25 protein-coding genes and 1 pseudogene are annotated in these 25,766 nt (G+C 44.6%); 6 read left to right on the top strand and 20 right to left on the bottom strand.

From position 1 onward, the window contains the following. Positions 1-8: 8 nt before the first annotated feature. The 6 genes and pseudogenes from IEZ33_RS00800 to IEZ33_RS00775 all read right to left on the bottom strand — a co-directional run bounded on the left by IEZ33_RS00800 (position 9) and on the right by IEZ33_RS00775 (position 4,771). The gene (locus IEZ33_RS00800; protein ID WP_240009597.1) at positions 9-845 is read right to left on the bottom strand and encodes an ATP F0F1 synthase synthase; all 837 of its coding nucleotides are present in this window, start codon (positions 843-845) and stop codon (positions 9-11) included. Then, a complete protein-coding gene (locus tag IEZ33_RS00795) occupies positions 845-1,402 on the bottom strand; it encodes a hypothetical protein (RefSeq protein WP_191601852.1) in 558 nt (185 codons plus the stop codon). Before IEZ33_RS00795 ends, IEZ33_RS00800 begins: the two co-directional genes overlap by 1 nt. Next, complete coding sequence (locus IEZ33_RS21090; RefSeq protein WP_476738642.1) at positions 1,399-2,271, bottom strand: helix-turn-helix domain-containing protein; 873 nt, start codon at positions 2,269-2,271, stop codon at positions 1,399-1,401. The genes IEZ33_RS00795 and IEZ33_RS21090 overlap by 4 nt, the downstream gene beginning before the upstream one ends. 272 nt (positions 2,272-2,543) lie before the next feature. Further along, positions 2,544-3,227, bottom strand: coding sequence for a hypothetical protein (locus IEZ33_RS00785; protein ID WP_240009596.1), 684 nt, complete (start codon positions 3,225-3,227; stop codon positions 2,544-2,546). A gap of 141 nt (positions 3,228-3,368) precedes the next feature. Next, positions 3,369-4,524: pseudogene (locus tag IEZ33_RS00780) on the bottom strand (DUF927 domain-containing protein); the annotation flags it as partial. After that, the gene (locus IEZ33_RS00775; protein ID WP_476738641.1) at positions 4,511-4,771 is read right to left on the bottom strand and encodes an AlpA family transcriptional regulator; all 261 of its coding nucleotides are present in this window, start codon (positions 4,769-4,771) and stop codon (positions 4,511-4,513) included. The pseudogene IEZ33_RS00780 and the gene IEZ33_RS00775, both read right to left, overlap by 14 nt. Before the next feature lie 490 nt (positions 4,772-5,261). Between IEZ33_RS00775 and IEZ33_RS00770 the strand changes: the two genes are divergently transcribed. Further along, entirely contained in the window at positions 5,262-5,576 is a 315-nt protein-coding gene (locus IEZ33_RS00770; RefSeq protein WP_178969552.1) for a helix-turn-helix domain-containing protein, read from the top strand. Positions 5,577-5,859: 283 nt separating this feature from the next. On the opposite strand, the gene IEZ33_RS00765 is transcribed toward IEZ33_RS00770, so the two are convergent. From IEZ33_RS00765 to IEZ33_RS00740, 6 genes are all read right to left on the bottom strand, one after another. After that, positions 5,860-7,209 (bottom strand): type II toxin-antitoxin system HipA family toxin, encoded by a 1,350-nt coding sequence (locus tag IEZ33_RS00765; protein ID WP_191601850.1) that lies wholly within the window; start codon positions 7,207-7,209, stop codon positions 5,860-5,862. Further along, a complete protein-coding gene (locus tag IEZ33_RS00760) occupies positions 7,199-7,522 on the bottom strand; it encodes a helix-turn-helix domain-containing protein (protein ID WP_476738640.1) in 324 nt (107 codons plus the stop codon). The genes IEZ33_RS00765 and IEZ33_RS00760 overlap by 11 nt, the downstream gene beginning before the upstream one ends. A gap of 376 nt (positions 7,523-7,898) precedes the next feature. Continuing rightward, complete coding sequence (locus tag IEZ33_RS00755) at positions 7,899-9,128, bottom strand: type II toxin-antitoxin system HipA family toxin (protein ID WP_191601849.1); 1,230 nt, start codon at positions 9,126-9,128, stop codon at positions 7,899-7,901. Further along, positions 9,121-9,432: a helix-turn-helix domain-containing protein gene (locus tag IEZ33_RS00750; protein ID WP_191601848.1), complete on the bottom strand. Its 312-nt coding sequence runs from the start codon at positions 9,430-9,432 to the stop codon at positions 9,121-9,123. The genes IEZ33_RS00755 and IEZ33_RS00750 overlap by 8 nt, the downstream gene beginning before the upstream one ends. A 171-nt stretch (positions 9,433-9,603) precedes the next feature. After that, positions 9,604-10,227 (bottom strand): type II toxin-antitoxin system HipA family toxin, encoded by a 624-nt coding sequence (locus tag IEZ33_RS00745; protein ID WP_240009593.1) that lies wholly within the window; start codon positions 10,225-10,227, stop codon positions 9,604-9,606. Beyond that, positions 10,224-10,529: a helix-turn-helix domain-containing protein gene (locus IEZ33_RS00740; RefSeq protein ID WP_036984862.1), complete on the bottom strand. Its 306-nt coding sequence runs from the start codon at positions 10,527-10,529 to the stop codon at positions 10,224-10,226. The genes IEZ33_RS00745 and IEZ33_RS00740 overlap by 4 nt, the downstream gene beginning before the upstream one ends. A 237-nt stretch (positions 10,530-10,766) precedes the next feature. Between IEZ33_RS00740 and IEZ33_RS00735 the strand changes: the two genes are divergently transcribed. Together IEZ33_RS00735 and IEZ33_RS00730 are read left to right on the top strand one after the other, a co-directional pair. After that, positions 10,767-12,095 (top strand): ATP-binding protein, encoded by a 1,329-nt coding sequence (locus IEZ33_RS00735; RefSeq protein WP_191601847.1) that lies wholly within the window; start codon positions 10,767-10,769, stop codon positions 12,093-12,095. A gap of 352 nt (positions 12,096-12,447) precedes the next feature. Further along, positions 12,448-14,097: a sensor domain-containing diguanylate cyclase gene (locus tag IEZ33_RS00730; RefSeq protein ID WP_191601846.1), complete on the top strand. Its 1,650-nt coding sequence runs from the start codon at positions 12,448-12,450 to the stop codon at positions 14,095-14,097. 284 nt (positions 14,098-14,381) lie between these two features. Here the strand turns inward: IEZ33_RS00730 and IEZ33_RS00725 are convergent, their stop codons facing one another. The 6 genes from IEZ33_RS00725 to IEZ33_RS00700 form a co-directional block, all read right to left on the bottom strand. Beyond that, a complete protein-coding gene (locus IEZ33_RS00725; protein ID WP_191601845.1) occupies positions 14,382-15,965 on the bottom strand; it encodes an aldehyde dehydrogenase (NADP(+)) in 1,584 nt (527 codons plus the stop codon). An 83-nt stretch (positions 15,966-16,048) separates the two neighbouring features. Beyond that, complete coding sequence (locus tag IEZ33_RS00720; protein ID WP_191601844.1) at positions 16,049-16,960, bottom strand: 5-dehydro-4-deoxyglucarate dehydratase; 912 nt, start codon at positions 16,958-16,960, stop codon at positions 16,049-16,051. Positions 16,961-17,108: 148 nt separating this feature from the next. Then, positions 17,109-17,906, bottom strand: a complete 798-nt coding sequence (locus tag IEZ33_RS00715) for an NAD-dependent epimerase/dehydratase family protein (protein ID WP_191601843.1) — start codon at positions 17,904-17,906, stop codon at positions 17,109-17,111. A gap of 40 nt (positions 17,907-17,946) precedes the next feature. Further along, entirely contained in the window at positions 17,947-19,230 is a 1,284-nt protein-coding gene (locus IEZ33_RS00710) for a TRAP transporter large permease (RefSeq protein WP_191601842.1), read from the bottom strand. 1 nt (position 19,231) lies between these two features. Then, positions 19,232-19,783, bottom strand: a complete 552-nt coding sequence (locus IEZ33_RS00705; protein WP_191601841.1) for a TRAP transporter small permease — start codon at positions 19,781-19,783, stop codon at positions 19,232-19,234. An 82-nt stretch (positions 19,784-19,865) separates the two neighbouring features. Next, a complete protein-coding gene (locus IEZ33_RS00700) occupies positions 19,866-20,864 on the bottom strand; it encodes a TRAP transporter substrate-binding protein (protein WP_191601840.1) in 999 nt (332 codons plus the stop codon). A gap of 264 nt (positions 20,865-21,128) precedes the next feature. Between IEZ33_RS00700 and IEZ33_RS00695 the strand changes: the two genes are divergently transcribed. From IEZ33_RS00695 to IEZ33_RS00685, 3 genes are all read left to right on the top strand, one after another. Beyond that, positions 21,129-21,854 (top strand): FadR/GntR family transcriptional regulator, encoded by a 726-nt coding sequence (locus IEZ33_RS00695; RefSeq protein WP_191601839.1) that lies wholly within the window; start codon positions 21,129-21,131, stop codon positions 21,852-21,854. A gap of 78 nt (positions 21,855-21,932) precedes the next feature. Further along, on the top strand, positions 21,933-23,066 hold the full coding sequence (locus tag IEZ33_RS00690) for a mandelate racemase/muconate lactonizing enzyme family protein (RefSeq protein WP_191601838.1): 1,134 nt from the start codon (positions 21,933-21,935) through the stop codon (positions 23,064-23,066). Between the two features lie 13 nt (positions 23,067-23,079). Next, positions 23,080-23,934 (top strand): amidohydrolase family protein, encoded by an 855-nt coding sequence (locus IEZ33_RS00685; protein WP_338040934.1) that lies wholly within the window; start codon positions 23,080-23,082, stop codon positions 23,932-23,934. Positions 23,935-24,106: 172 nt separating this feature from the next. Here IEZ33_RS00685 and IEZ33_RS00680 read toward each other — a convergent pair whose 3' ends face one another. Then, positions 24,107-24,979: a DMT family transporter gene (locus IEZ33_RS00680; protein WP_191601837.1), complete on the bottom strand. Its 873-nt coding sequence runs from the start codon at positions 24,977-24,979 to the stop codon at positions 24,107-24,109. 99 nt (positions 24,980-25,078) lie between these two features. After that, complete coding sequence (locus tag IEZ33_RS00675) at positions 25,079-25,714, bottom strand: RpiB/LacA/LacB family sugar-phosphate isomerase (protein ID WP_191601836.1); 636 nt, start codon at positions 25,712-25,714, stop codon at positions 25,079-25,081. Positions 25,715-25,766: the final 52 nt, after the last annotated feature.

Genomic DNA, 25,766 nt, shown 5'->3' with positions numbered 1-25,766 from the left:
AATACTCCTTAACCCATTGTCGTGACAGAATTAGCACAGCGCTTTTCATTCCCAAAGGGGGTGGTGTAAAAGCGCTGTTCAATGCCATAAACCAACAATTTCAAGTCTTCATCCGTTGAGATTTCAAACTTTTGATTCTGTTGATCAAATTTAAGTTTTTGCTCGCAATATCCATCTATGTAGTCAAGCATATTGGTTTTATCGCCTACTGACATACCTTCAAGCGTTTTCATGGCAAGTCCAATACGCTTTCGATTTGGCTTTGATACTTTTTCGACGCTGTAATTGTTGCTCAGATCTATAAATGACTCGTCTAAGAACTGCTCAACTTCTACTTTTGTCGCTTCCTTGTACAGTTCATCTATGCCTTTAAATATACTTGAAATCGTTGCTAGGCTTTTGAAAATTAAAGTATCTGCTGCTTTGAAATACACGGCATCAGGTAAGGCATTAATTACTAAGCGCATTTGACTTTTTTCAAGCTCAGCCGTTTCACCAAACACCAGTGTTTTGCGCTTAACAAAAAGGCCAGGGGTTATTTTTTGAAAATAAAAGTCATCGCCCTGAACAGCAAATAAATAAGCAATTTTAGAAAAATTAGCTTTAGCTAAATTATGGTAATCTTTTGAATCGAACTCTTTCTTTAATAGATCTAAACCGTAGGCTTGGTTGCTAAAGCCTTCAATTTTAAACCATGCATCTTCATCGAGGTTATGGTCTGGGTTATATGGCACACAGGCAGTTACATCGACGGTCATGGCATCAAAAAGAGACTGATCCGAAACCAATTTGAAAATGCGTTTTTTTGCTCTTGTTTTTATGTGTGCCAGTATATGGTCCATCATTATTCTCGCTCGATAAAGGTGTAATTGTTAATCCGGTACGCCAAGGGTATTTGAATATCATCAGGCTTTTTGTAGCGCGCTTTGCTAATCAGAAAAATAGCCGTGCCGTTTTTGGTGGTGATGTTGTAGAACTCATAACCAAACAACAAAAACAGTGGATTGAAGTAGAGCGCCTGCGACAAGAAAGTGAACACAAACAATACTCCATAAACAAACCACAGGGTTTCCCAGTTGCCTATGCTCAGCGCAACAAAAAAATAGCCCAAATAACTAGGTAAAAAACTGTTATTGGCATGTTCAATACTGGCGACTTCACCCGCTTTGAACTCGTCATTGCCAAGGTATTTACTCAGCCAAATGCTCAAGCCCGTCGATAAAATGGGGATGGCCAAATAAAACAAATAAGACACTGCGTTCGGAAGTGCTACTGTCCAACCTAAATAACTTACACCACCGAGAAAATCGCCCAGAGTGACGCCTTTTTGTACCAAAAAGATAATCACCAGCAGCGAAGTGGCATTGAACGTCAGTAAAACCCGAAACGCAGCGTTGATCATTTTACTGTTACCTGACCGTTCATTAGCATGGGGAGAAGCCAGTCGCGGAGTTTTTCCAATTCATTATTCTCTTTCTGAACTTCTGATACTTTTTCAAACAATGGATTTAGCAATTCACTAAATCGCTTGAGTATCTTTGTTTCAGCTGGCAAAGCTATTGCGAGATTTAAAATATCGTCAGGAGAAATGGATGGGTAAGACGACTTCGAGGACTCGGAAATCTTTATTAATCTGTTGGTGTTTTGGGGGCTTGTGATGTGAAGGTAGAAAACCACATTAAGCTCTGAGTTTGCTTTGTGTGTAAGCACTGCAAATCCAGTTGAAGCAATCATATCCTCAACAGGAGCTTTCACAATTCCATAGTGAAACTGATTTGGTCTCACAGTGGAATACAGAATATCATTTTTACTTACAAGCATGTTGGCTCGACTTGGTATGTTATCAATACCCACATCGAGCTTTTGGATAGATCCGACAATATTGTTTGTTAAGTTCGCAGTATCTAGGTAATTGAGTGTCTTTAAGTTGTGCTTTTTCCCAAGTTTTTTCTTATTGCAATCTAAGTGTTTTGATAGCGGCATTACTGTCCACCCCTCCGGTATTTCGAGCTTTAGGGTTGGGTTGTAGACCATTTTGCCGCCGGAGGTTTTGTAGGGTTTGCCTTGGCCTTGTGGTGAGTCGTCGTGGAAGTCGAACTGCACAAACCAGTAGTCGTACAGGGTTTTAGCGATAGCTTCCAAGTCCACCTTGAGCGCGGTTTCTTTGTACAGTAGCGTGACGGTGGTACGGCTTAGGCCGGTTTCTCGCATCACGTCGCTAATGCGCATTTTTCTCTCACCCATTAATCGGGCTAGGTGGCAGCGGATCATGCTCTCTCCACGGTGTTTTCTTAACCATAAACTTGGGGATTTTTCACTGTTGCTTACCCTACCACGATTATGATTATTCTCAACTTATTTGAGTTAAAACCAAATAATTGAGCTCATTTGTTATTCGCTCGGTGCTGGTTGTTGGTACGCTAGCGGTTCACGGGAATGCCTCTGGCGGTATTATCTGCAATGGACTACAAACTGAACCCAGCCCTTATGTTGACAGGCGGTGCATTACAAGGCGACAAGCCCATGCAGGGGTCATTACCTTTTTAGTCATCCAAGATGCTGCCTTTCACGCAGTACATTCGCGGGCGTGTGTTGTCGGGCAGGCTGACTTTGCGCTGTGGTCGGTTGCCATCGGGAACTAGGTAGCCTGCGGCCATCAGTGCTTTGGCGGCGCGATCTGGGCTTAGGCCTTCGGTGGCTTCACGCCAGCCAGTTGGGTAAAACAGGTAGAGGGTGTGTGGGCCAGAAGTATCAATCCAGCCTGCTCGTTGGCGTACTTGGCTGCTGTAACCGGTTTGTTTGGGCGTAAAGCGGCTTTCGCCATGCTGCTCAATAAAACTGCGTACTTGGCGAATGGCTTGTTGGTCTTCATTGGCGGCCACACCACCGCGAGCGAGTATCCATTGGTTAAGCTGATTTAAGCAGGCGGCTTCGACACTTTGGGTTGGCCAATCGAGTACTTTGGCTTGAATGGCTAACAACCCAGCACTAGCCAGTAAGGCAAACTTTTCGGCGACTCGGCGCACTTGGCCGTCTGACTCGGGAGGTAAGCCGGTTAAAAAACGTTGGCGTACGTTTTGGAAAACGGGTCGTACCAGCGCGCTGTGCTGCGTTAAATACCGTAACCAGTCCAAGGCCAAGCAGCCGTAATGTTGGCGACTTTGCTGTTTTAGGTGATCGGCTAAATCGGCGGCGTTCATACCATGACTCTGGTTAAACACGCCCATTTATAGACCGTCATCAGCACTCCCTCGTCATCTTTCTACCTGCAAGGGTGTTGGCTGCACTTTTTCACCCTAATCACTTAGGCTACTAAGCTCATAGGGTTCAAAAGCTTGCCGCCTACTTGCAGTCAGAAATCTATAGAGGGGATCAATCACGCGCACTTGCTGCCCCGCTTTTATGTTCAGGACGAACGGTATGTCGTGGGCGCATGGATGCGCAGGAACGACCAAGCGCTTGCCGATACTGGCAAGATGACTTTCGAGCGTCACTTCACCAGTGGATAAAAACACCAAACGCCAACGGGCGGGTAAGCGCATTTCACCGTATTTGCCTGCACGGGTTTTACCTTGGCCATTGGCAAGCATATAAGCGACATCGCCTGCCTCTTTTGGGTTAACTTCGCCCATTTCATCGAGCGCCAGCAAGGCATCGTTATGCGCTAATGCTGTGCCTTCTAAACCGTTGGCCGTGGCACGCCAACTGTGGCGCAGTTGATTAGGTTCGCCCCACACCGATAACGCCGGATACAGCGCCGCGGTTTTACCAGTACTGCTGGCACCGTAGAGGTGTAAACCAAAACCATCCACCCCACACAAATGCAATAAGGGTGCAGCCGTCGCTCTTGCGCATCCATGCGCCCGCGACATACCGTTCGTCCTGAACATAAGTGCAGCGCAGACACCAACAATTAATAGCGGGTTATCCAGACAATAACGGCCAACGTGCTGCCGCCAACTGTCGCTACTACCTTGTTGAATAAAGCCTTCTATCGGGTGCATGGTTTGCAGCACCATGCGCGGGTTGTTGCTGTGTTCGCTTGGGTAAAAGGTGAGGCGCGGATGCACATAAGCGTGGTGATGCCAGCCAATGCAGTTCACGCTAATGACCTTTTGCGTAGCCAGTTCGCCCATTTGTTGAATAAACAGGGAGAGCAACTGCCGCGCTTTGACACTGTTGCTTAGGCGCATGCCTCGGCTGAGTAGGATTCGGCGGTACTCGCTGCCATCTCCGGCCAATAGTTCTGCAGGCATAGCCCAGTAGCGATGGCGATTGTCATCGTCTAACCAGTGCAATAAATAGCCGCCCTTTATTTTCAAAAGAAGTGTCCCCTTGCGGATCGCGGGTGCGGGCGGCCACTTGCAACCAAGAGCAGATTTTAACAGGGCTATCTTGCCCGGCCGGTTGCATCACCAGCCAGTTTTGCGCGTTATAGGCAAAACCAGCCGGTAATGTTGGCCTGTTGTTATACATCTCATTGGCAAGTAACGGGGTTGATGCTGATGGTTTATCCACGGCCATAAGCAGCACCGATACGGCGGGTTTCAATCCACTGGTCGATATCGCTTTCTAACCAGCCCACGGCACGCGCACCAATACGAATGGATCGCGGAAATTCACCATTGGCCATCAAGGCATAAATGGTGCTGCGGCCAAAGCCTGTTTTGGACTTTACCTCGGGCAAGCGCAAAATCCGCTGCTGACGCGCTGGGTGTACCGTGTTTGTGGGTGATTGTGTCGTTGGGTTCATCGTTTCTATTTTTTCCAAAATAAGCCTCACTGATCTGTTAAGTTCTCTTAGGAGTTTGTCCCCACTAGTATTAAAGAGTTAAACGGACGCTGTAGGCAGATAAATGCCCAGATCGTGCAGCTTTCTGAGGGTACAAGTAGCTAGCTGCCCCAGAATTTACATAAAGCCCCAAGTCATAAATAGCCTGTGGGCAGGGTTAGTGTGCGGCTAAATAGTGTGCATTAAGGCTTTGCCCAGACTGCCCCAAAAGCCCAAAGAACAGCGTACTGCTTTGAAGCTCCCTACTCATACCCCTGTATCGGTGAGTCGTTTGGATTAAGAGTTGATATGTCGAGTGTATCGACACATAAAAAACTTATGTCGAAAAAACAGTAAAAAATCGACATGACCTGTTCAGATCTTGACTCACTTTACTTCGAGAGATTGGCAGTTTATTGCTTTACAACTTGACGATAAAAGTGAAACTATAATTTCACCAAATTAAGATTTAAGACAATATAGTTTCACTATGAATACTGTCGAGCCAAAATCAAAACGCACTGCGGTCATATTCCCTAGACAAAGGAAGATGTTAAGCATCTTAGGAGAAAACTTAACATTGGCGATGAAGAGACGCGGCATTACTCAAGAAATGATGCATAGTAGGACAGGGATTTCTAAGCCAACACTGCGTAAAATATCAAAAGGTGATCCTTCCGTTTCACTTGGTCACTACGTTAAGGTTTTGGCAGTCCTCGGCTTGTTAGACGACCTAACCAAGGTCGCCCGTGATGACGAGCTGGGAAGAAAGCTGCAAGACATCCAATTGCTAAATAAAAAATAAGGGCGTCATATTCTTATAGCATTTGCTCATGCCCACATCGCTAAAACTTGGCAAACAAGGGCAGCTTCAGAGAAGAAAGATAGCTATTAAAGGGCTGTTTAATACTCAATAAGAACCAAATTACACTTTTATGCGCGTAAAAGTGTGCAATACAAGTTGAGTACTCGTCTATGCGTTTTACCAAACAGGGGAATGCAGAGGTTGGAGGTCTACACAAAGTGACTTTATGGGTAACAATCTGTAGACCTTGTATTTATTGTGAATTGAAAAGTTTGTTTTACTTTCATTGAAAAAGCGCGGCATTTTCCTGTTTGCGCTGATCCAATGTCTTAGTAATCGCAGACACGGTTGTTTTACTGATCCCTTGCTGCTGTGCCAGATACGTAAATTGGCTGATGGCTTCTGCGACTTCTTCAATGACTTGCCTTGCATCATGCCAATTCGCAAAGCCAGCACTGGTAGCAAGTTTTTGCATCACCTTAAGCGGTGGCGCTTTACCATAACCGCCGAACGCAGTGGCGTGTTCGTTGAATGGATGTGGGCTGTAGGTAACATCGTAAAAAGGGGCAGGATCCCATTGACCGTCATCCGCTTGCAAAAACGCCCAGTTTTTACTGTGGTCGTCTTGATTAGACGACAGCAGGTTAAAAACGGCACGGCGAAATTGCAGTTGTCCAGCAGCTGGCGATTTACACAACTGACGGCTGGCTTTAATCAAATCAATGTAATCTAAACTTGGCGTTCGAAAGTCTGCATCCAGTAGCCCGCAAGCGCTGTGCATATGCAATCGACCTGCACTGCGCTTGCTGCCTAAGTCGGCCTGTTCAGTGACATAATCAAAACGCTTAAGCGCCAACCAAGCAGACGCACCGCTTGTAGGTGGTGCTTCAATGAGTTGCCATTGCGGCGGTTGACACTTAGCAAGTTCTGCCATTTGTAAATAAACCGCCTCACACAAACCTTCTTCATGGCCAAGTGCGAGATTTTTAGAGGTAAACTTCACCAGCCAAGCCTCATCTCCAAGCTGAGCGAAGGTTCGACAATGCTGAGTTTCCCCAGCAGGCATATAAATTTGTGCCTTAGGTCTGGCCCCACCCGAACTACCTCCGGCGACTAATGCGGCCAACACCTGTTGCGTATGCCCATCTAACTCACCGTGATTATCATCCATATAATCTGACATCGAAGAATCGAACAGCGTTTGTGCTTCTAAGCCTAACGTCGCTAAATCAATATCCGCGTGCGTGGTGGCTGAAAACTCAGACACCGGAGAAAAAGACAATGCTCCCATGCCTTTATCACCGACAAAGGCTAACCTATCCATCGCCGTTAATTGATTAGGCAGTATGCCCTTTTGCCGGAAAATACGATCTTGTAACAGCATGCCCCAGCCATCGGGCAAACAATCTCCAAATACGCCATGTACACCTTGGTGCGGCGCTTTAGGAGCGACTTGAACTTGCGCGTTCGCATGCAAGGTAAAAGGTGATAAGTTGCCAAGCTGCTGCAAATAGCTATCTGCATACTGAAAAAAAACGCCTTGCCGATTCTGGGCCAAGACCCCTACAGCAACCTGCTCACCTGAGCTTAACGTACGAGTTACGGCGAGTTTTTGAATGGGTTTAAAACTCATCTTTTAGCACCTCATCGATACTCGTGGGTATAGCAGCGCGTTCTTTGCTAGGTTGCGTGAGCTCGTACAAACGCCCAAGCGAGTCGAGGGTCTGCCATAGCAACAGCAATTGGCGAAATGAAATTTGCCCGGTCAGCTCAAACTTTTTAATGGTGGCCGCAGGCACACAGCTGCGCTCAGCAAGCGCCGCTCGCGACAGCTTTGCCTGCTTTCGTAACTCACGTAAATAAGCAGCATAGGCTTGGCTTACATCGGTATCATCAAGTAAGGTAAATTTCATCCGCAAAGGCCAAATGGATACAGTCATACCCATTATAGCGAAATAAAACAGAAAGTGGATATTATTGTATCCATTATTAAATAAGGTGTTGAAAAAATTACTCGATAAAGCCCTTCAAAACTGCTATTTTTAAACCCTAACAGCAGCATAAAAACGGCACTGTTTTTCCATTGCTAACCACTAAGATTTAGTAATAGCCATAGGCAAGTGGTGGGCAGTTTGGTGGGCAAACAGGCATTTTTGAACGGTTTCTTTTCGATAAGCTATTGAGTTTGCTAGGTTCTACCCTATTACTCAATGAGCAGATCCAAAACATCGAATAGGTTGTTGGGTGAACAGTTATCCGTTCAAAAGTTTTTAACTCAATATGACCGACGCCTCTGCATTTTTGTACGCGTCGGTTCTCATTTTAGCGTAGCGGTATATTTCGTAAGTGCGTATCAATGGCTTCAATCATTGATTTGGCAAGCGGTAAATGCGCTTTTTCTTTCGCCCAGATTTCATGAAAGCCTGCTACGGTTTGCTTGGCAGTATCTAACACCAATTTTTCTGGCAGCATGGCTTTAGCGGCTAGGTGTGATAACTCATCCAGCGTGAAATCACTGAATTTTTTGCTACGACTAACCTTTAACGACGCACTATCATCGGGGATATAAGGAATGGTCGAGACAAAGTCATAGGCAGGCGCAATCGATGCGGTGCGCTTGTCTTTGTAAATCACAGACCAATTCTTCAAATGCATATCGGCATTGCCAATTAGGGTATTGAACACCAATCGACGGGTAAATTCTGCAATGTCCTTGTCTTGACCTTCGATGCCGATAACCTGAGCAATATTGCGCATACTGGCTTTTTTGTATTTATCTTGAGGATAGACGCCAAACACTTGCGCAAAATCTTCAATATGTACGGCTTGATCACCTGCACGATCAAAGCGCTTAATCACAAACGCCTGAGCGTTTTTAAAAGAGCGGCCAAATTTACCAATACCATCTGGGATATTAGCAATCTGATTAATAGGGAGTAGCTGCGTCTCTGGTACATCCATTCCCAACATTCGAGCCAGTTCCATCATTGAGTATTCATTTTCTGGCACAGCGTCAAATCGAGACGATGGCAATTTCACAATCCAAGAGCCACCTTGACCGGTTACTGGAATCGTCAAGCCACCGTTTGCCTGTTGTACGGCTGAAAACTTCAACTGTACACCCGCCAATGAAAAACGCATTGGCCCATCTGTCTTCGTTTCATCGTCAATGTCTTGATGCACATTAGGTGGTAAAGCTTCACCATCCACAGGCACAACCGTGATCGCGCCAGCCAGATCCTGCCCCAGCACCCACAGTAGAAAAAACTCCCGCGCTGGATTAACACCGGCACGCTCTGCCAGGTAATGGCGCATGGTTTCTTCTGGCAAAAGGTTAGAGAAAAACGGGGTTAACTTAGTTTGGGTCGGTTTGAAGCTAGTCAGCAGGCCACCAAGCGCATCTTTAAAACCAAGCCCCAACACAGGCCGCGATTCGTCATTAATGTACGAATCCATAAAGGCAAAAAGCGTTCTGTCATTGCCCACGTTGGTGATCGTTGCGATAGGTTCCCCGTAGAGCAACACGTTGAGCGTAGATACATAATTAGTCATCGTCGTCTTCTTCTAACTGATATGCAGGCGACATTTGCTCACCTTCATCGCTGATGCCTTGGCTGCTTCGAATGATCGACTTAATAGCAGGTACAGATTTTTTTGGCGCAACAAATAACTCTAGGTCGAGTACACGGGCCAGAGCTATCAAACTAGACATTCTTAAATCAACACCGCCAGACTCGATTTTCGAAATATGGCTTTGCGGCACACCCGAACGCGCGCTCAGCTCTCTTTGGCTAAACCCCTTACGTACCCGAGCTTCTCGAAGGCTTTGTAGTATCGGCTCTGTTGCATAGCTCATTTCGATACGCCTTAATGCATCAATTAAAAAGAATTATATACAAAAACATATCACCGTAATCCCACAAACACAAGAATGATTAGCTATTACATATCAAAAAGCAATTTTTGATATGTAATAGCAGATAAACCGTCACGCGCGAGCTCGCTTACCGTGGGCAGAAACAGGGTTTTAGATGGGAAACTTAGCAATCCACAAGTGGCCTTGTTCATCTGTGACACAAGCCTTGGGCCTTGCACCACCTAATGATGAGCCTGGAGAAATCAGCATTTTCAACCAGCGGTAATACTCGTCACTGTCGATGTTATCGTCTTTTTCAATCTGCATTGCTGCGTGCTCTAGCTCTCGCAAAGAAGCCATTGGCGGCGCAGCAAACTCAGAGTTGTCGTCCAAAAAAGCATCCGAGCCTACTCGCTTAAATCGAATGCCACCCATCCGGTAAGAGTCGTGTACGCCCAGCAGGTAATCTAGCTCGTTTAATCGACTTGTTGCTCGAATGCCTTTGCGCGCTTCAATGGCTGCACGCCGCTGCATTAAAATACGCCCCCATCTATCAGGCGATGAATCAAGAAATGCGCGAAAGTTTTTATCGGCTTCATCGTTATAGAGTTCACCGGAGTGAAGCGTCAGGATTGGATCAATTTGCAAGCGATAGGCTGAGGTTAAAAATGCTTTATCGTAGGCAAAACTAAACACGCCACCTCGGCTTGAGTCGCTGTAAGTAAGCAGCCCTATTAGTAAAGGCGCCTCAATTGGCTGCCAGTCGGCATAGACTTCGACGATTTCACGGCTCATTTTGAACCTTCCAGCAATTTTATGTTTTGCAGCTTGATACCCACTTCATCATGAGCGGCCATTTCTGCAAAGTTGCTTTCCATGCCAAGAACGGCCATCACTTTTAAGTAAGTGCCTATGGCAACGCCCGGATCACCGGCGAAGACTTTATTCACGGTTTTATGATCAAAACCAGTACGTTCACACAGTAGCTTTTTTGTAAAACCACGTCGTTTCATCGCCAACAGCAAGTCTTCACCAAAATGCGTCAGGATTTTGCGCTGCTTCGGAAACAGTACATTGTGTAAGTCACGCTTAGCCATATCACCAACCAAAGGGACTATATTCCCACTTTACTCAATATAATTGGATTTATATCCTACTTTTAGGTTTAGTTTGCGCGTTGGCCAAGGCGATGATGTGAATCCCTGAATGCCAAAGGCCATTAAATTACATTTTTACGCGCATAAAAGTGTAAAATTACGCACTTTTATGCGCGTAAAAATGTAGATTGAGTTATACTACAGGCAGTTAACAGTCTTAATTGGCGGGAAATGACAATGCAGCGCAACTTACTAAACGCCCTAATAGCATGGAAAAATCAACCGGTGCGCAAGCCATTATTGATCGATGGTGCAAGACAAACAGGTAAAACCTATCTGCTACAAGAGTTATTTGGGAACGCCTTTGCCAACATCCTTCGTATCGACTTCCTTGAAAACCCTGCTTACAAAGAGGCGTTCGATGGCTCACTGTCACCTAACGAGCTAGTCATGAACATTGAGTTGTTAACCAACCAAGCGTTCAATCCAGAAACCGACTTGCTGATATTAGATGAAATTGGCGAATGTGAACGAGCCGTTACTTCGCTTAAGTATTTTGCCGAAAAAGCCCCGTCCTATTTTGTCGCAGCCAGCGGTTCTAACATTGGTTTGCTCAACACCTTCTCTGTGGGCAAGGTAGAACAATACAATTTACGACCACTGACCTTCCAAGAATTTATTGACGCATCCAACGAGCAAGCACTGATCAAAGCATTTGATAGTCAAGCAAGCACACCGGCGGTGCATACTAAATTGATGGATAAACTAACCGACTATTTTTTTACCGGTGGTATGCCGGAAGCCGTTTCTGCTTGGTATCAGTATAAGGATTCAAGCATTCTAGAGCGTGTTGAAAAAGTCACAAAAATTCATGCCGATTTAGTTGAAGGTTATCGCCGAGATTTCGGTAAGTACGCGGGCAAGGTCGATGCCACACTGATTGAATCGGTGTTTAATAGCATTCCAGCCCAGCTATCACTTGTCAGCGATGAGTCGGTTAAACGCTTTAAATTTAGGCATGTGCATGAGCGTAAATCTCGTTATAGCGATTTTGAAACCGCGATCCATTGGCTTAACTGCTGTCGCTTAGCTTTGCCAAACTACCCTGTTGAAGGATTGCCGAAATCTCCGTTGGCGGCCTATAAAAAAGAAAATAGGGTGAAACTGTTTCTGTTTGATGTGGGCCTGCTTAATCATATGCTGGGCAGCAGTTATAAAGAGATTAAGCAACAAAACTATGAGCTTTCTGTTTATAACTACAGGGGCTATGTGGCTGAAAACTTTGTGCAACAAGAGCTTACCGCTGTTGGCGTTGACCCAAGTTATTCATGGAATGACGCCCGCGCCGAAATCGAATTTATTTTGGCGACCGATGAAGGCGATATCGTCCCTGTTGAAGTCAAAAGTGGTAAACGTACAAAAGCAAAATCATTGGCATCCTACGTTGAAAAATGTACTCCCAGTAAAACCTTTAAGTTAACGGGTACACAAGGTTCATCGGCGTTAAAGCAAACCAATATCGTGATGCCTTTGTATTTCACGCAGTATTTACCTCAGAGATGGTAAAGGCGCGTGAGGGTCAGCAAGCCACCCAGTGCATCTTTAAAACCAAGCCCAATCACTCGCCTTGACCAACTGATGCCAGTAAGTAAGGCAATATAATAGCGACCATCAGATCAACTTAATCACTAGACTGACCAATACTTAACCGAGAAATTACAAAAAATAATAATTTAGTGACTCAATTCGCTTTATACTGCAGCGACACCTTAAAAAATAAAGGCATCGAATTGCTGTAAAACGGTGGTTCAGCCGGACTCTAATTTATAATTAAGAATGCCGATATCATGAATGACTAGGCAATATAATATAAGCCACTGGTTACTGTATTTATGACTATTATTGACTGAGGAGAGGCATGTTAAAAACAATAAAAACCAAGATCATTACCACATACTCTTTAGTGATAATCGCTTTTATTTCTACCCTACTGCTCACGACCTTTCTAAATGAACGTAACCGTGTGCTGGAGTTGGAGTTAGTAAAATCCGCTGAAATATCAACGATGCATGCGGAAATACTGAGTCAAGAGTTCAGTCGCTACATTGCTATGTTAAAAATGCTTAGTGACAACCCTTTAATAAGACAAGGAGATAAGCAAAGCATTAATGCACAGTTAAATAGATTAATGGAGGTAGGAGATGGCGATTTTATCAATACCATATACATAGATCAAAACCTCATCTTAACCGACTCAAAAGGCAATACTAACAAGGTCACCCATCCTTCCTTTATTCAAGGTGAACAGTGGGTAGGCAAAGAGCACAATATTACAGTCCCTGTATTAAGTAAGTTTGAAAAAGAACCCGTGATCATAGTCGCCGTCCCTATTTGGAATGATCAGAAAGCTTGGGCTGGCACCATCGCCGTGGCCGTTCCTCTGAACGTCCTCAATGAAAAACTATCTGCTATTAAACTCACGAAAGGCAGTTATGCATGGCTCGCTGATTCCAATAGAACCGTTGTCTCCCATCCGAATAAGGACTTTATTATGACGGCGCAATTGTCCACAGAGAACAGCGAAAACTATCCAGGTTTTGGGGACATAGTGAAACAAACCAAGGTACAGGATAATGGATATGGCCATTACGAAGATGCCAGTATCGATGAGTCAAAAATAGTGACCTTCTCTAAGGTAAAAAACCTGCCAGATTGGACTTTATTCGTCACCACCAAAGAGTCTGAAATATTCCATAACATCTATGAAATATTATACAACGTGCTAATCACTGCACTGATATTAATGGTCATGTTTTTATTATTAATCATAAAGCTATCCAATAAAATCACCTTACCATTGAGTCAGCTAACGAAAGAAGTAAAAACCTTCGTTAACAGTGATCACAATAACGTCACAGTCATTGACTCGAAAGACGAAATAGGTCAATTATCCAAAGCCTTCTACGATACAATCACAACCATCCAGACACATACGGCTTTTTTGGAGGAAATGGTTGAGCAACGCACACAAGAAGTGTCAGAGAAAAACGACAGACTCAAAGAACAGAACACCCTACTTGCAAAAATGGCCTACCAGGATCCCCTAACCAAACTTTATAACCGCCGAGCATTCAGCGCTTTGGTAGATGAGGAAATAGATAACGCTAAGAAAAACAACCTCCCCCCAGCCTCTCTCGTTGTTTTAGATATCGATCATTTCAAAAAAATTAATGACCAGTTCGGGCATGAAATTGGTGATGAAGTGTTGCGAAACTTGGCTAAAGAACTAACAAATGATAAGCAAAATCAAACTATTGTGGGTCGATGGGGCGGTGAGGAATTTGTTATATTAATACCTAACTCTGAGCCTGATACGGTTTTAAGTTATATGGAAACATTACGCAAACACATATCGAAGACAGAGTTCCCATACATTAAGCACTTAACCTGCAGCGCGGGTATCGCTACAATGGAATTTAATGAATCATTTAAAGAATGCTTTCAAAGAGCCGATCAAGCCATGTATCAAGCAAAAGCCGCAGGCCGAAATCGCGTTGTTTGGGGATAAGGTCCGTTTGCTCGCTCTACCCTAACTGGATAAAAGCACGCACGTCTTCAGGCTTTGAAAGCGCTATATCAGGCATGCCACCTAGGATGATGATAATCAAAACAGGCTCGATGCCACTTTAAGATCACTTGTCATTTTATACAGACCCTGAACATCTATCTGTTTAAGAACAGTTGACTGACTTCACTGGTGCCATTATTTAGCTTGCGTTTATACATTTACATCTGACGAAAAAAGGGAAGATATTGCTACCTCCCCTCTACCTCAATCTAGTGCTATTTTTCCTAACCGAATGAATGCAGCACACCATCCACTAACTGAGGAAGGGCCAAAGGGTTCTTGTCTTGAACGCTCAAAGGCAATAACGAAGTCGGAAAGTCTTGATAACAAACAGGGCGGACAAAGCGGTCAATCGCGGCGCTGCCCACTGACGTTGAACGACTGTCTGACGTCGCAGGAAACGGCCCACCATGTACCATGGAATGACACACTTCTACACCGGTTGGATAGCCATTGCATAAAAGGCGACCTGCCTTACGTTCCAGAATAGGCAAAAGCCTTGCAACGGCGTCGATATCGTCTTCACCCATTTGAATGGTAGCCGTTAATTGACCTTCTAAATGCTCCGCAACCTCACTGTACTCTTCAAGGCTTTGACATTTAATGATTAACGAGTTTGAACCAAAAACCTCGCTTTCTAAGCTTTTATCACTTAAGAACGACGCCGCACTCGTTACAAAAACATGCGCTTGACATTGGTTTAGCCCATGCGACTCTTTGGCTTTTGCTAATAAAGCCACCTTCTCATTGCTTACCAATGCCTTTACGCCATCGCAATAGGCTTGGTAAATTCCAGGAGTTAGCATGGTTTGTGTAGTAAGCGCTTCTGTATCGGCCGTCACTTGATCCATAAAATCACTTGCACCTTCGCCATCTAACAACACCAACAGCCCAGGATTGGTACAAAACTGACCGGCCCCCATTGCTAATGATGCAACAAATCCAGACGCAACAGACTTAGCTTGCTGAGCCAGTTTATGCGGCATCAAAAACACGGGATTAATACTGCTCATTTCTGCATAAACAGGGATTGGCTCCGAGCGATTAGCGGCCATGTTCATCAAAGCTGTGCCACCCGCACGGGAGCCAGTAAAGCCAACGGCTTTAATGCAAGGGTGGGCCACTAGCGAGCCACCAACATCGGCACCCGCACCAAATAACAGCGAAAAAACACCTTCCGGTAGTGCGCATTTTTTGACGGCCTTTTGAATGGCTCTTCCGACTAATTCCGACGTACCAGGATGAGCCGAATGTGCTTTTACAATCACCGGACACCCCGCCGCCAAAGCAGAAGCCGTATCCCCACCCGCGACAGAAAAAGCCAGTGGAAAATTACTCGCACCAAACACCGCTACAGGACCTAACGGGACCTTCTGAAACCGCAAATCTGAACGTGGTAATGGCGACCGATCCGGCATAGCAGGGTCAATTCTCGCATCAACAAATTTACCCATTTTTACCACAGATGCAAACAGACGAAGTTGCCCCACAGTACGACCACGCTCACCTTCAATACGAGCTTTTGGTAAACCGGTTTCTGCCATGGCACGTTCAACCAAAATATCCCCTAACGCGAGAATTTCATCTGCTATGCCGTCAAGAAAAGCCGCACGTTGTTCAACAGAAATCGCTCGATAAACATCAAACGCTTCCCATGCCAAAACCGCCGCTTGGTCGACATGCTGTTGATCTCCCCCTAAAAAACTGGGCTCTAAACATTCATTCGTTGCAGGATTAAGCGCACGTATGGCTTTTTTATGGCCTTTAACAGATCGTTGACCTATCAGCATTTGTCCTAAAATTTGCATTGTTATCTCCACAATTTTTCCGTGAGTGGGTTTTAAAAATAAAGCGCCATATAGCACAGCGCTTTTTCTTTTCCAGCATGGGTTTATTTATTTGCTTCGATTAAAGCTTTTAGGCGATCTTCTTGCTCAGCCGTCGGCATGGTAAGCGGTGCTCTCACATCACCCGCTGAACGACCAATCGCTTTTGCCCCTGATTTAATCAAACTCACTGCGTAACCTTTTTTCTCATCGCGAAGACGACAGAATGGGATAAAGAAATCTTTAATAATGGCCGTGACAGTCTCTTTATCATCCGCTCGTAATGCCTTGTAAAAGCGGTTTGCCATATCCGGCATAAAGTTAAACACAGCGGAAGAGTAAGTATTAACGCCAATAGAAATATAGGCTTCCGCAAAAATTTCCGCCGTGGGAACACCACCGATATACACCAAACGATCACCCACAGTTTTAACAATGTCGTTGAGGGCCGCCATGTTACCAACGCCGTCTTTTAAACCAATCATATTTGGGTTTTGAGACGCTAATTGCTTCACACTTTCAGCGCTTAAAATACCATTGCCACGGTTGTAATAGATGAATTGAATTGGGCTGCTTTGCATAATTTGTGTGGCGTATTCCACAACGCCATCTTCGGGGCATTCTGTCAGAAAAGGCGGCATTAATAGAATGCCGTCACATCCCGCTTCCTCGGCGGCTTTTACAAACGCTTTTGATTCAGCCACACTGCGACCTGCACTGGCGATGACCGGAACTCGACCCGCTACAGTTTCTACGGCGACCTTACAAATTTGCTTGTATTCTTCTAGATCTAATGAGAAGAACTCCCCTGTGCCACCAGCAACAAAAACCGATGATACCTCGTGTTCAACAAACCACTCGATGCGTTGTTTGTAGGTATCAGCCTGAAATTGACCATTTGTATCAAAGTCTGTAACAGGAAATGAAAGTAAACCGTCACTCAAAGCAGTGCGGATGTTATCAATAGAAAGTGCCATAAAATGGTCCTCATTTTGTCAATGTACCCATTTTTGGGTAAAAGAAATCCCTACCCCAAAAAAAGGGCATATATTTCAATATGTTAATAGGAATTTGTCTTAGCCGAAAATCGACTTAAATTTTAATAAATACGTGCGGCTCTAACCATTAATCGTCTTCAAAATGGCCTGCCGTCGCAAAAAATCCACCTTGAAATAACAAAGCAGGGTGATCGTCTGCTAACGGCGCATCCTTCTCGAATACTTCTTCTTCAAACGGCGCCGACGAATCTTTGGGATGCCAACCAACAAAGTTTGCATGACGGTTATCCCACCACGACCAAGGATTATTAGAAGCACCGTAAATGACCGTGCAGCCTAGACGATTAACTGAGTACACTTTTTTGATCAAATCCGCTAAATCGCCTTCGCTTAACCAAGTCGATAGCATGCGACGGTCTAGCGGCTTTGGCAAACAACTGCCAATTCTCACCAAAGCCGACTCAACGCCAAATTTGTCGAAATAATACTGCGCCATCAGCTCCCCAAAGCCTTTTGAAACGCCGTATAGACTGTCTGGTCGCATCGGACTTTTGGCATCTAAACGCGCTTCGCGAGAATGGAAACCCACCACGTGATTCGAACTAGCAAAAAAGATGCGCTTAACACCCAGTTGACGGGCGGCTTCATAAATATGATAAGTGCCTTTTAGGTTGCCATTCATGATGCTATCAAAGGTGCCTTCAATCGATTGTCCACCAAGATGAATTATGCCATCACAACCACGAACCAGCTCGACCACAGAATCAAAATCACCCAGATCACACGCTACAAATGATTCACCAGAATGAAGCGTTTCGATTGGAACTCGATCGGATAATACAAGCTCCTCTGCCCAGCCAGCTAACGCCTTTCGCATCGCTTGACCTAATGTTCCAGCGGCGCCTGTTAATAACACTCGTTTCATCTGTTCCTCCTTAACTGTTTTATCAAGGTACAAGTACGGATTAACCATTAATCCAATTAGGCAAAGTCATCGATACAGCTGGGACAAAAGTCACCAACAGTAATGCGGATAAAATAGCCAAATAAAACGGCCAGATGGTCTTCACCGCTTTTTGTATCGACACACCGCCAATGGCGCAGCCAACAAATAAACACCCACCCACTGGAGGTGTGCACAAACCTAAACCCAAGTTCATCATAAGCATGACGCCAAAATGAATCGGATCCATTCCAAGGCCCGTTGCAACCGGTAGGAAAATCGGCGTACAAATTAAAATTAATGCCGCCATGTCCATTATCATGCCGAGAACCAATAAGATTAAGTTCATCATCAACAAAATAATGATTGGATTATCCGAAATAGCCGTTAAGGTTGCGGCCAATACTTTAGGCACTTCATAAAGCGCCAGCATATAGCCGAAAGCCGAAGCACATCCAACCAACACCATCACCATACCCGTGGTTTTCACGGATCGAACCACCGCAATCCAAAAATCTTTTAAACTTAAAGAGCGATAAACCAGACCGGTAATCAAGATCGCGTAAATGGCGCCAATAGCACCTGATTCAGTGACGGTGAATACGCCAGACAAGGCTCCACCCACGACAATAATCGCAGTAACCAACCCTGGAAATGACGCCAGAAAGGCAATGAAAATCGCTTTAACGCCTGCAAACTCTTCTGTTGGGAAGTTTTTGCGAATGGCGATCCAACGAGCTACAACGCCCAACAAAATACACATCAAAATACCAGGAACAACGCCCGCTATAAACAAGCTCGCAACCGACATACCGCCACCAGCAGCGACCACATACAAAATCATATTGTGACTGGGTGGAATCATAATACCCGCAATTGAAGAGGTGACCGTCACATTCACAGCATAGTCATCGTCGTAGCCTTTCTCTTTCATTACTGGAATCAATAAAGAACCAAGGGCCGAAACGTCTGCTACCGCTGAACCAGAAATCCCCCCAAACAGCATACTAGAGAACACGTTAACTTGACCCAATCCGCCACGCATCCAACCTACGGCAGAGGAAGCAAGTCGAATTAAACGTGCCGCAATGCCGCCATGTAACATAAGCTCACCGGCAAAAATAAAGAATGGAATCGCTAACAAAGAAAAGGTTGATGTTCCCGCCACAATTCTTTGAAAGCCAATCATCAAAGGCAGACCTTCGAACCAAAAAGATGAAATCGCCGCCATTCCCAGCGCAAACGCCACGGGCACACCAGCAAACGTCAACAAAGCAAATAACCCAAGTAAAATAGCCAATCCCATGTTACGGCTCCTCTTTTACATCAGCAGAAAGTGAATCGTCAGAAACAGATTCATGAATAAACAGTTCCATTGTTTCTGTAACAACGCGGTATCCTGAAAATAAGCTGATCAACACACCGGAAGCAACAACAGGAAAATAACGGATACCGTCACTTATGCCCAAAAGAGGGATTTTCCTAAACCAAGCGAAATCAATTAATTCCGCGCCGTAAATAGCCATAGTCAAGCCAAATGCAAAAAGCGTCGTATCAATCAGAATACTGATATAGCGACCCGCTTTCTTAGGTAAACAAAGAGATAAAATATCCACACTTAGATGGGTTCGTTCATGAATCCCAACAGCCGCCGCTAAAAAAGTGATATTGGTTACCAAAAGTAAGGCCATTTGCTCTACCCAAGTTGGTGTGTCGTTCAGTACATAGCGACCAAAAACCAACCAACCAAAGCTAGCGACAAGAACCACCATGAACACGCCGGATAGTGCGGTCGCTAAATGCGCTAATACATCCAGAAAGGTCTTTATGGGCGTTTTTTTAGGGGAGGAAGCATTCATAAAACCACTCATCACTAAAATGTTATCGAACCGTGCTTATCAGCTCTAAAAAGAGAGATAAGCACAACTTAAAACACTGAACTTACTGAGTGTTTTTAATTTGATCGACAAAGGTTTCTAACGACGGATTGTCTTGAATCGCTTTAGCATAAACCGGTTTCATCGCATTCTGAAAAGCCGATTTATCTTGAATTTCATTAAATTTAACACCAGAAGCTAATACTTTTTTACGGCTTGAAGCATCGCGTTCGGCCCACAACTTACGCTGTAAAGCAGAGCTATCACGAGCCGCTTTTTTAACCGCAACCTGGTCCTCAGCTGACAAATCATTCCATGCATCGACACTCACACAAATACATTCAGGTAAAATTAAATGCTCAGTTAGAGAGTAATAAGGCGCAACCTCAAAATGATTACTTGAATCGTATGATGGCCAGTTATTTTCAGCACCATCCACCACTCCCGTTTTCAAAGATTGGTATACTTCAGAATACGCCATCGGCGTAGCGTTACCGCCTAATGCTTGCACCATGCCAACATACAGCTCATTGTTCATGACTCGAAATTTCTCACCTTTCATGTCTGCAGGCGTTTGAATGGGTTTCGCCGTGTTGTAGAAAGAACGTGCGCCACCATCATACCAAGCAAGGGACATAATGCCTTTCTTTTCCATGGCGTCACTTAGTTGATCACCAATTGGACCATCCATCACGCGATGCATGTGATCAAGATTCTTAAAAATAAAAGGTAAAGAAACCACGTTTACTTCAGGCACCGCTTCACCCATAGGGCCAAGGTTAAAGCCGGCAAACTGAATACCACCAACTTGAAGCATTTGAATCGCATCAGACTGGCTGCCTAACACCGCGCCGTTGTAGACTCGTCCACTCACGCGTCCATCTGTCACCTTATCGGCTTCTTTTATGAAGGACTCCATTGCAACGGTCACTGGATACCCTGTGTTATGTATGTTCCACCCTTTCCATTCAGCTTGCGCCACAGAAGCAAAGGCAGCGGCTGAGACAGCGGTAACAAGAGCAAGGGCTTTTCCAAATTTTTGAGTGGGATTTTTTATTATCATTGTTATTTCTCCAAAGTTTATACTTTTTATTGTTCATTCAATCAAACATTAAGAAACAGCTTTTCAAAAAAAATGAACAGCCTTAACGTTTTTTATTTGTACCACACAAGAATACTCACTGACAACAGTCATACTATGAATAACACAAAAAAACTTTTTAAGTCAGTGAAAACTTTCTATTATTTAGAGATCATAGTATGTGATATATTAACCATTAAATAATCATCTAAGCATAATTGAGTGTTGAGAAACAGGCTTAAAAATATGTCTATCCAAAAGAAAACAAAAACCAGCCTACCGCAAAAAACGGCCAAGAAGCTGAGAGATCGAATTCATAATCAAGGCTTAAAAGCGGGCGACAAATTACCTACTGAACCTAACTTAATGGAGGAGCTTTCTGTCAGTCGTACTGTCTTACGTGAAGCCATTGCGACCTTAAAGGCCGAAGGGTTAGTCGAAGCCAAGCAAGGCATCGGTGTTTTTGTTGCTGAACCCAAACAAGATATTTTATCTTCGCTGAGAAAAAACACCCAAACACTGACAGATACGATCGAATCCTTAGAACTCAGAACCGCCGTAGAGCTAGAGGCTATAGCACTTGCCGTAGCTCGATGTTCACCAGCGCAAGAGGCCGAAATATACCGCTGCTTCGATGCATATGACAAAAAAGTACATAATGGGGAAAACGCAGAACAGGAAGATTTTGAGTTCCACCTTGCCATAGCAAAGGCCACTAATAATCAGCACTTTATTGACTTTTTAGAAGTATTGGGGCGTCGAACAATTCCACGCTCCAGACTCAGAGAAGAAGCTGGATTGCCCAGAGACCCTGAAATAGAAAAATCTCTTAATAATGAACATAAAGCCATCTTAGACGCGATCGAGAATCGCGACACAGCCGCCGCGCAACAAGCGATCAGAGTTCACTTAAACAACGGTAGCGAACGCTATAGAAAACTGATGAGAGACATAGAGAGAAACAGGTCATAGTATGAATTTGTGGTTTTTATCCTATTAGTTATGATATCTTCACTTTATTCATAATAAAAATAGATAAAAGGTATTCAGATGAAAATCACCACTATAACAACACATCATCTTTCTCATACCCTAGAAAGACAATTTGAATCGGCGTCAATGCGGTTTACCTCTCGCGACCACCTATTACTTGAAATACAGTGCGACAATGGGTTGATTGGTTGGGGGGAGTGTCTTGGTAACCGCATTGTGAATGACGCTTTCATCAAGGTCATGGCACCTTTGTTAATTGGTAAAAATGCTCTTGATATCGAGCCTATTTGGTTGATGCTTTACAACACATTTCGAGATCAAGGCCAAAGAGGTGCTACTATTAACGCCCTCAGCGGCATTGATATCGCCCTTTGGGACCTTGCAGGTAAATTCCATCAATGCCCTACATATCAACTAATGGGCGGCGCCTTTCGTACTCGCATTCCCGCTTATGCCACTGGCGGTTTTCGCATGATTGGAGAAGACCGAATTGAAAGCTTACTAAAAGAAGTATCCACCTACAAAAATCAAGGTTTCGAAGCGGTTAAGATCAAGATTGGTTTTGGTGTTGACCTTGATGTCGCCTCCATCAAAGCCGTTCGCCAATGCCTTGGTAATCACATTGAGCTGATGATAGATGCGAATCATGGCTACGATCATATTGACGCGGCACGTGTGGCGAATCAAGTTGCCGACTGTGACATACTTTGGTTTGAAGAACCGGTTGTGCCAGAAGCGTTATCCAGCTACAACAAACTACGTACCACTCAACCAATCCCTCTAGCTGGAGGCGAAACTTGGCATTCACGTTGGGGCATTAATGAAGCGCTCAAACAACATACCGTAGACATTCTGCAACCTGATGTGTGTGGCGTTGGTGGTTTGAGTGAAGCGAAAAAAATCCTGACATTATGTGACGTTTACGGCATTCGCTGTGTACCTCATGTATGGGGAACCAGTATTGCTCTGGCAGCGTCCTTACATTTTCACGCTATTATTCCGCCTAGCCCGCCATCACCAGGCACAGCCTCTCCTCGCTTTGAGTTTGATCAGACCCACAACCCGTTCCGTTCTAGCATAGTCACCACGCCATTTGAATTGGATGACGGTCACTTAAACGTTCCCACTGGACATGGGTTGGGGGTTGAGATAATCCGCGAAGAGCTTGCCAAATACGCCCCTCAATACTAGAAGGAGGAGCCACATGATGTCTCGTACACTCACAGGAAAAGCGCCACATGCTGCCTTACCAGTAGGCAGTGTCGATACTCACATACATGTTTACGATGCCAAACATCCCTCTTTGCCTGGTGGCCCTTCTTTACCCATCGATGCTGCGAACATAAATGATTATCGTCAAGTACAGCAGTGGCTTGGGTTAGAGAAAGTTGTTATTACTCAACCTAATGCTTATCAAACAGATAACAGTGTACTGCTTGCCGCTCTTAGCGCATTGGGGAACAAAGGCCGAGGTGTGGCCGCCGTGACCACCAACACAGACGAAGCGAGCCTACAAAAATGGCATGAAAACGGGGTTCGTGGTGCGCGTATTATGGAGCTCACCTTAGGCGCCGTTCGCATGAAAGACTTACTGGAAGTGAATGCGAAAATTCGACCGCTGGATTGGACCTGCATAGTGCAGTTTAATGGTCGTGAAATGCTCGACCGGGCCGCCTTGTTAACTAAAATACAAGGAGACTATGTCATTGACCATCATGGAAAGTTTCTGCCTCCTGTTGCACCAAATTCTAAAGAGTTCAAGCAATTACTCAAACTGATCGATAAAGGCAACTGTTACTACAAAATCGCGGCCTGCTATGAAAGCTCTGTTACTGGTGGACCGGAATATCACGACTTAGCCGCTCTATCAAAACGCGTTATCGAACACGCTCCTGAACGAATTATTTGGGGGAGCAACTGGCCACATGTCTCGAGGTCTCCTACCGAAGCGCCTAATGACGTGCAATTATTGGATACCGTGATGAATTGGATGCCCGATTCAAAAACGCGTCAGGCTATTTTTGTCGACAATCCCAATCATCTTTATTGGCGTACCTAAGGATACGCGCTTACGATCTGTAAAAGTAGCGCAGACCGATACGGGGCAACCGTTCTCTTTAGCATTGAAGAGAACGGTCAAGCCATACGGAGGATCTAACCATTTTGTAGGATAAAAGATGATCTGCTTTTCTCGCCTCGCCCTATTTTGATAAGCCATTTAACTCAATGCTTTACTGACTTAACCTCAATATAAGAATCCCGATCAAAGCCGCGCTAATCCCCAAAACCTCTTGTCTACTAAAAGACTCTTTTAGAAAAATACGCGAATACAATAAAACGATCAAAATATTCATCGCCGCTACAGCAGAAACCAACCCTGCCGCGCCAAGAGCAAAAGCGGATAAAATGGCCATCATTCCAGCTACGTTTGTAAGCCCAATAACCAACCCACAGGAAAAGGTTCGTATATTTGACCAGTGTGGTCGTGCTCCCTCGACATTGCGGGCGGTCACTTTACGGTTTTTAAGCCAGCTAAAGGCAAATAAACAACTGCCAACTCCAAACATCAACGTCAGTGTGGCAAACATGTCCGCGTCAAGACGCGTTGACTGTTTACCTAATAAATCGTTGAACGCAAAAAACAGCGCGGCAAGAAGGCCCCATTGCGCCCCTTGTAAATTGCGCAACGAAATATCATTTGAATAGCGGATGGTATAAAGCCCAACAAAAATGACGACAAACCCTATAAACTGCTGAGTCGTTAACGTCTCGTCCCAAAGTAAAAAAGCCAGCAAGACAACAAACAACGGCGGTAACCCGGACAGAATACTAATAAGGGATGCTTTACCTACTGAAAAACCTTTATGTAAAGCCGCATTGGAGGCAAAAGAGCCGCCTCCCAATAAGAGCCCAATACAAATATCCGTCCATGCATACCATTGTTGATTTAAAACATACATGGCCACAGAGCTAATGACAAAACCGACAAAAAAAACCCCAAATAACATTACATTGCGGTTGATGTCTTTCTGAGACGTCCATTGGTACATTATCCCTCTCATTCCAAAAAATAGAGCGGCTAATAATGCATAAATAATCCACATAATTTACTTCTTTTTATAACCCTTGAGACCATTTGCTTTGATGCCCAGAATGGCGATAAAGCAATGCCTTACGATCAGTGTCACTTGACCCTATCATTCTTATAAAAGCGAACGTACATAGGCTTCTATTTCAGGACGCTGACAATGATCAAAAAAACACTGCTGGAAACGCTCGCCGGTGACGGCCGTTTTCACTAGATCTTGATCGATCGCTTTCAAGGTATCAAGATAATCGTCTTTGATGACCGCCGCTTTTACTTGGCTCAAAATATCCGCATTTCGAATTTGAGGCTCTTTACGTTCAACAGGGTAACCTTCTCCACGAGGTCCAGAAAAGGCCTTTTCAAAGATGTAACGTGCGTTCAACTCAGCCGCCCAGCCGAAGCCTTTTGCAAACGCCATGGCAATCGCATTGCCATTATTAATTTGATTAAACAAAAATGCATCTGACGGTTCAAGGCAATAACCACACAAAACACCAGGGTGTAGGTTTAACGACATCATTGCTCCTTGCCCTGTCCCGCAACCCGCTACGACAAAGTCTACGGAGTTTGAATTCAACAACAAACTGGCCATGATGCCTAAATGAATATACGTCAAATGGTGATCGTTCTCATCACTCATACCCACGTTGAACACCTCGTGATTCAATGAACCTGCCACGTCATTTAGCGACTCAAGAATCATCGAGTTTTTTCCCGCTTGACTGTTTTCCATCATTAACGCAATTTTCATAACACTCTCCAGAATCTGGCTTGATCAATTTTGCTTTTGAATGTGAGATTTA

Source organism: Marinomonas algicola (assembly GCF_014805825.1).
Taxonomy (GTDB): Bacteria; Pseudomonadota; Gammaproteobacteria; order Pseudomonadales; family Marinomonadaceae; genus Marinomonas; species Marinomonas algicola.
Note: the sequence above shows the minus strand (reverse complement) of the source record. Positions and strands in the feature narration are given on the sequence as shown.

Coding starts and splice junctions, on each gene's coding strand:
- IEZ33_RS00800 (WP_240009597.1), bottom strand. CDS start 845: ATGATGGACCATATACTGGCACACATAAAAACAAGAGCAAAAAAACGC.
- IEZ33_RS00795 (WP_191601852.1), bottom strand. CDS start 1,402: ATGATCAACGCTGCGTTTCGGGTTTTACTGACGTTCAATGCCACTTCG.
- IEZ33_RS21090 (WP_476738642.1), bottom strand. CDS start 2,271: ATGATCCGCTGCCACCTAGCCCGATTAATGGGTGAGAGAAAAATGCGC.
- IEZ33_RS00785 (WP_240009596.1), bottom strand. CDS start 3,227: ATGGGCGTGTTTAACCAGAGTCATGGTATGAACGCCGCCGATTTAGCC.
- IEZ33_RS00770 (WP_178969552.1), top strand. CDS start 5,262: ATGAATACTGTCGAGCCAAAATCAAAACGCACTGCGGTCATATTCCCT.
- IEZ33_RS00765 (WP_191601850.1), bottom strand. CDS start 7,209: ATGAGTTTTAAACCCATTCAAAAACTCGCCGTAACTCGTACGTTAAGC.
- IEZ33_RS00760 (WP_476738640.1), bottom strand. CDS start 7,522: ATGGGTATGACTGTATCCATTTGGCCTTTGCGGATGAAATTTACCTTA.
- IEZ33_RS00755 (WP_191601849.1), bottom strand. CDS start 9,128: ATGACTAATTATGTATCTACGCTCAACGTGTTGCTCTACGGGGAACCT.
- IEZ33_RS00750 (WP_191601848.1), bottom strand. CDS start 9,432: ATGAGCTATGCAACAGAGCCGATACTACAAAGCCTTCGAGAAGCTCGG.
- IEZ33_RS00745 (WP_240009593.1), bottom strand. CDS start 10,227: ATGAGCCGTGAAATCGTCGAAGTCTATGCCGACTGGCAGCCAATTGAG.
- IEZ33_RS00740 (WP_036984862.1), bottom strand. CDS start 10,529: ATGGCTAAGCGTGACTTACACAATGTACTGTTTCCGAAGCAGCGCAAA.
- IEZ33_RS00735 (WP_191601847.1), top strand. CDS start 10,767: ATGCAGCGCAACTTACTAAACGCCCTAATAGCATGGAAAAATCAACCG.
- IEZ33_RS00730 (WP_191601846.1), top strand. CDS start 12,448: ATGTTAAAAACAATAAAAACCAAGATCATTACCACATACTCTTTAGTG.
- IEZ33_RS00725 (WP_191601845.1), bottom strand. CDS start 15,965: ATGCAAATTTTAGGACAAATGCTGATAGGTCAACGATCTGTTAAAGGC.
- IEZ33_RS00720 (WP_191601844.1), bottom strand. CDS start 16,960: ATGGCACTTTCTATTGATAACATCCGCACTGCTTTGAGTGACGGTTTA.
- IEZ33_RS00715 (WP_191601843.1), bottom strand. CDS start 17,906: ATGAAACGAGTGTTATTAACAGGCGCCGCTGGAACATTAGGTCAAGCG.
- IEZ33_RS00710 (WP_191601842.1), bottom strand. CDS start 19,230: ATGGGATTGGCTATTTTACTTGGGTTATTTGCTTTGTTGACGTTTGCT.
- IEZ33_RS00705 (WP_191601841.1), bottom strand. CDS start 19,783: ATGAATGCTTCCTCCCCTAAAAAAACGCCCATAAAGACCTTTCTGGAT.
- IEZ33_RS00700 (WP_191601840.1), bottom strand. CDS start 20,864: ATGATAATAAAAAATCCCACTCAAAAATTTGGAAAAGCCCTTGCTCTT.
- IEZ33_RS00695 (WP_191601839.1), top strand. CDS start 21,129: ATGTCTATCCAAAAGAAAACAAAAACCAGCCTACCGCAAAAAACGGCC.
- IEZ33_RS00690 (WP_191601838.1), top strand. CDS start 21,933: ATGAAAATCACCACTATAACAACACATCATCTTTCTCATACCCTAGAA.
- IEZ33_RS00685 (WP_338040934.1), top strand. CDS start 23,080: ATGATGTCTCGTACACTCACAGGAAAAGCGCCACATGCTGCCTTACCA.
- IEZ33_RS00680 (WP_191601837.1), bottom strand. CDS start 24,979: ATGTGGATTATTTATGCATTATTAGCCGCTCTATTTTTTGGAATGAGA.
- IEZ33_RS00675 (WP_191601836.1), bottom strand. CDS start 25,714: ATGAAAATTGCGTTAATGATGGAAAACAGTCAAGCGGGAAAAAACTCG.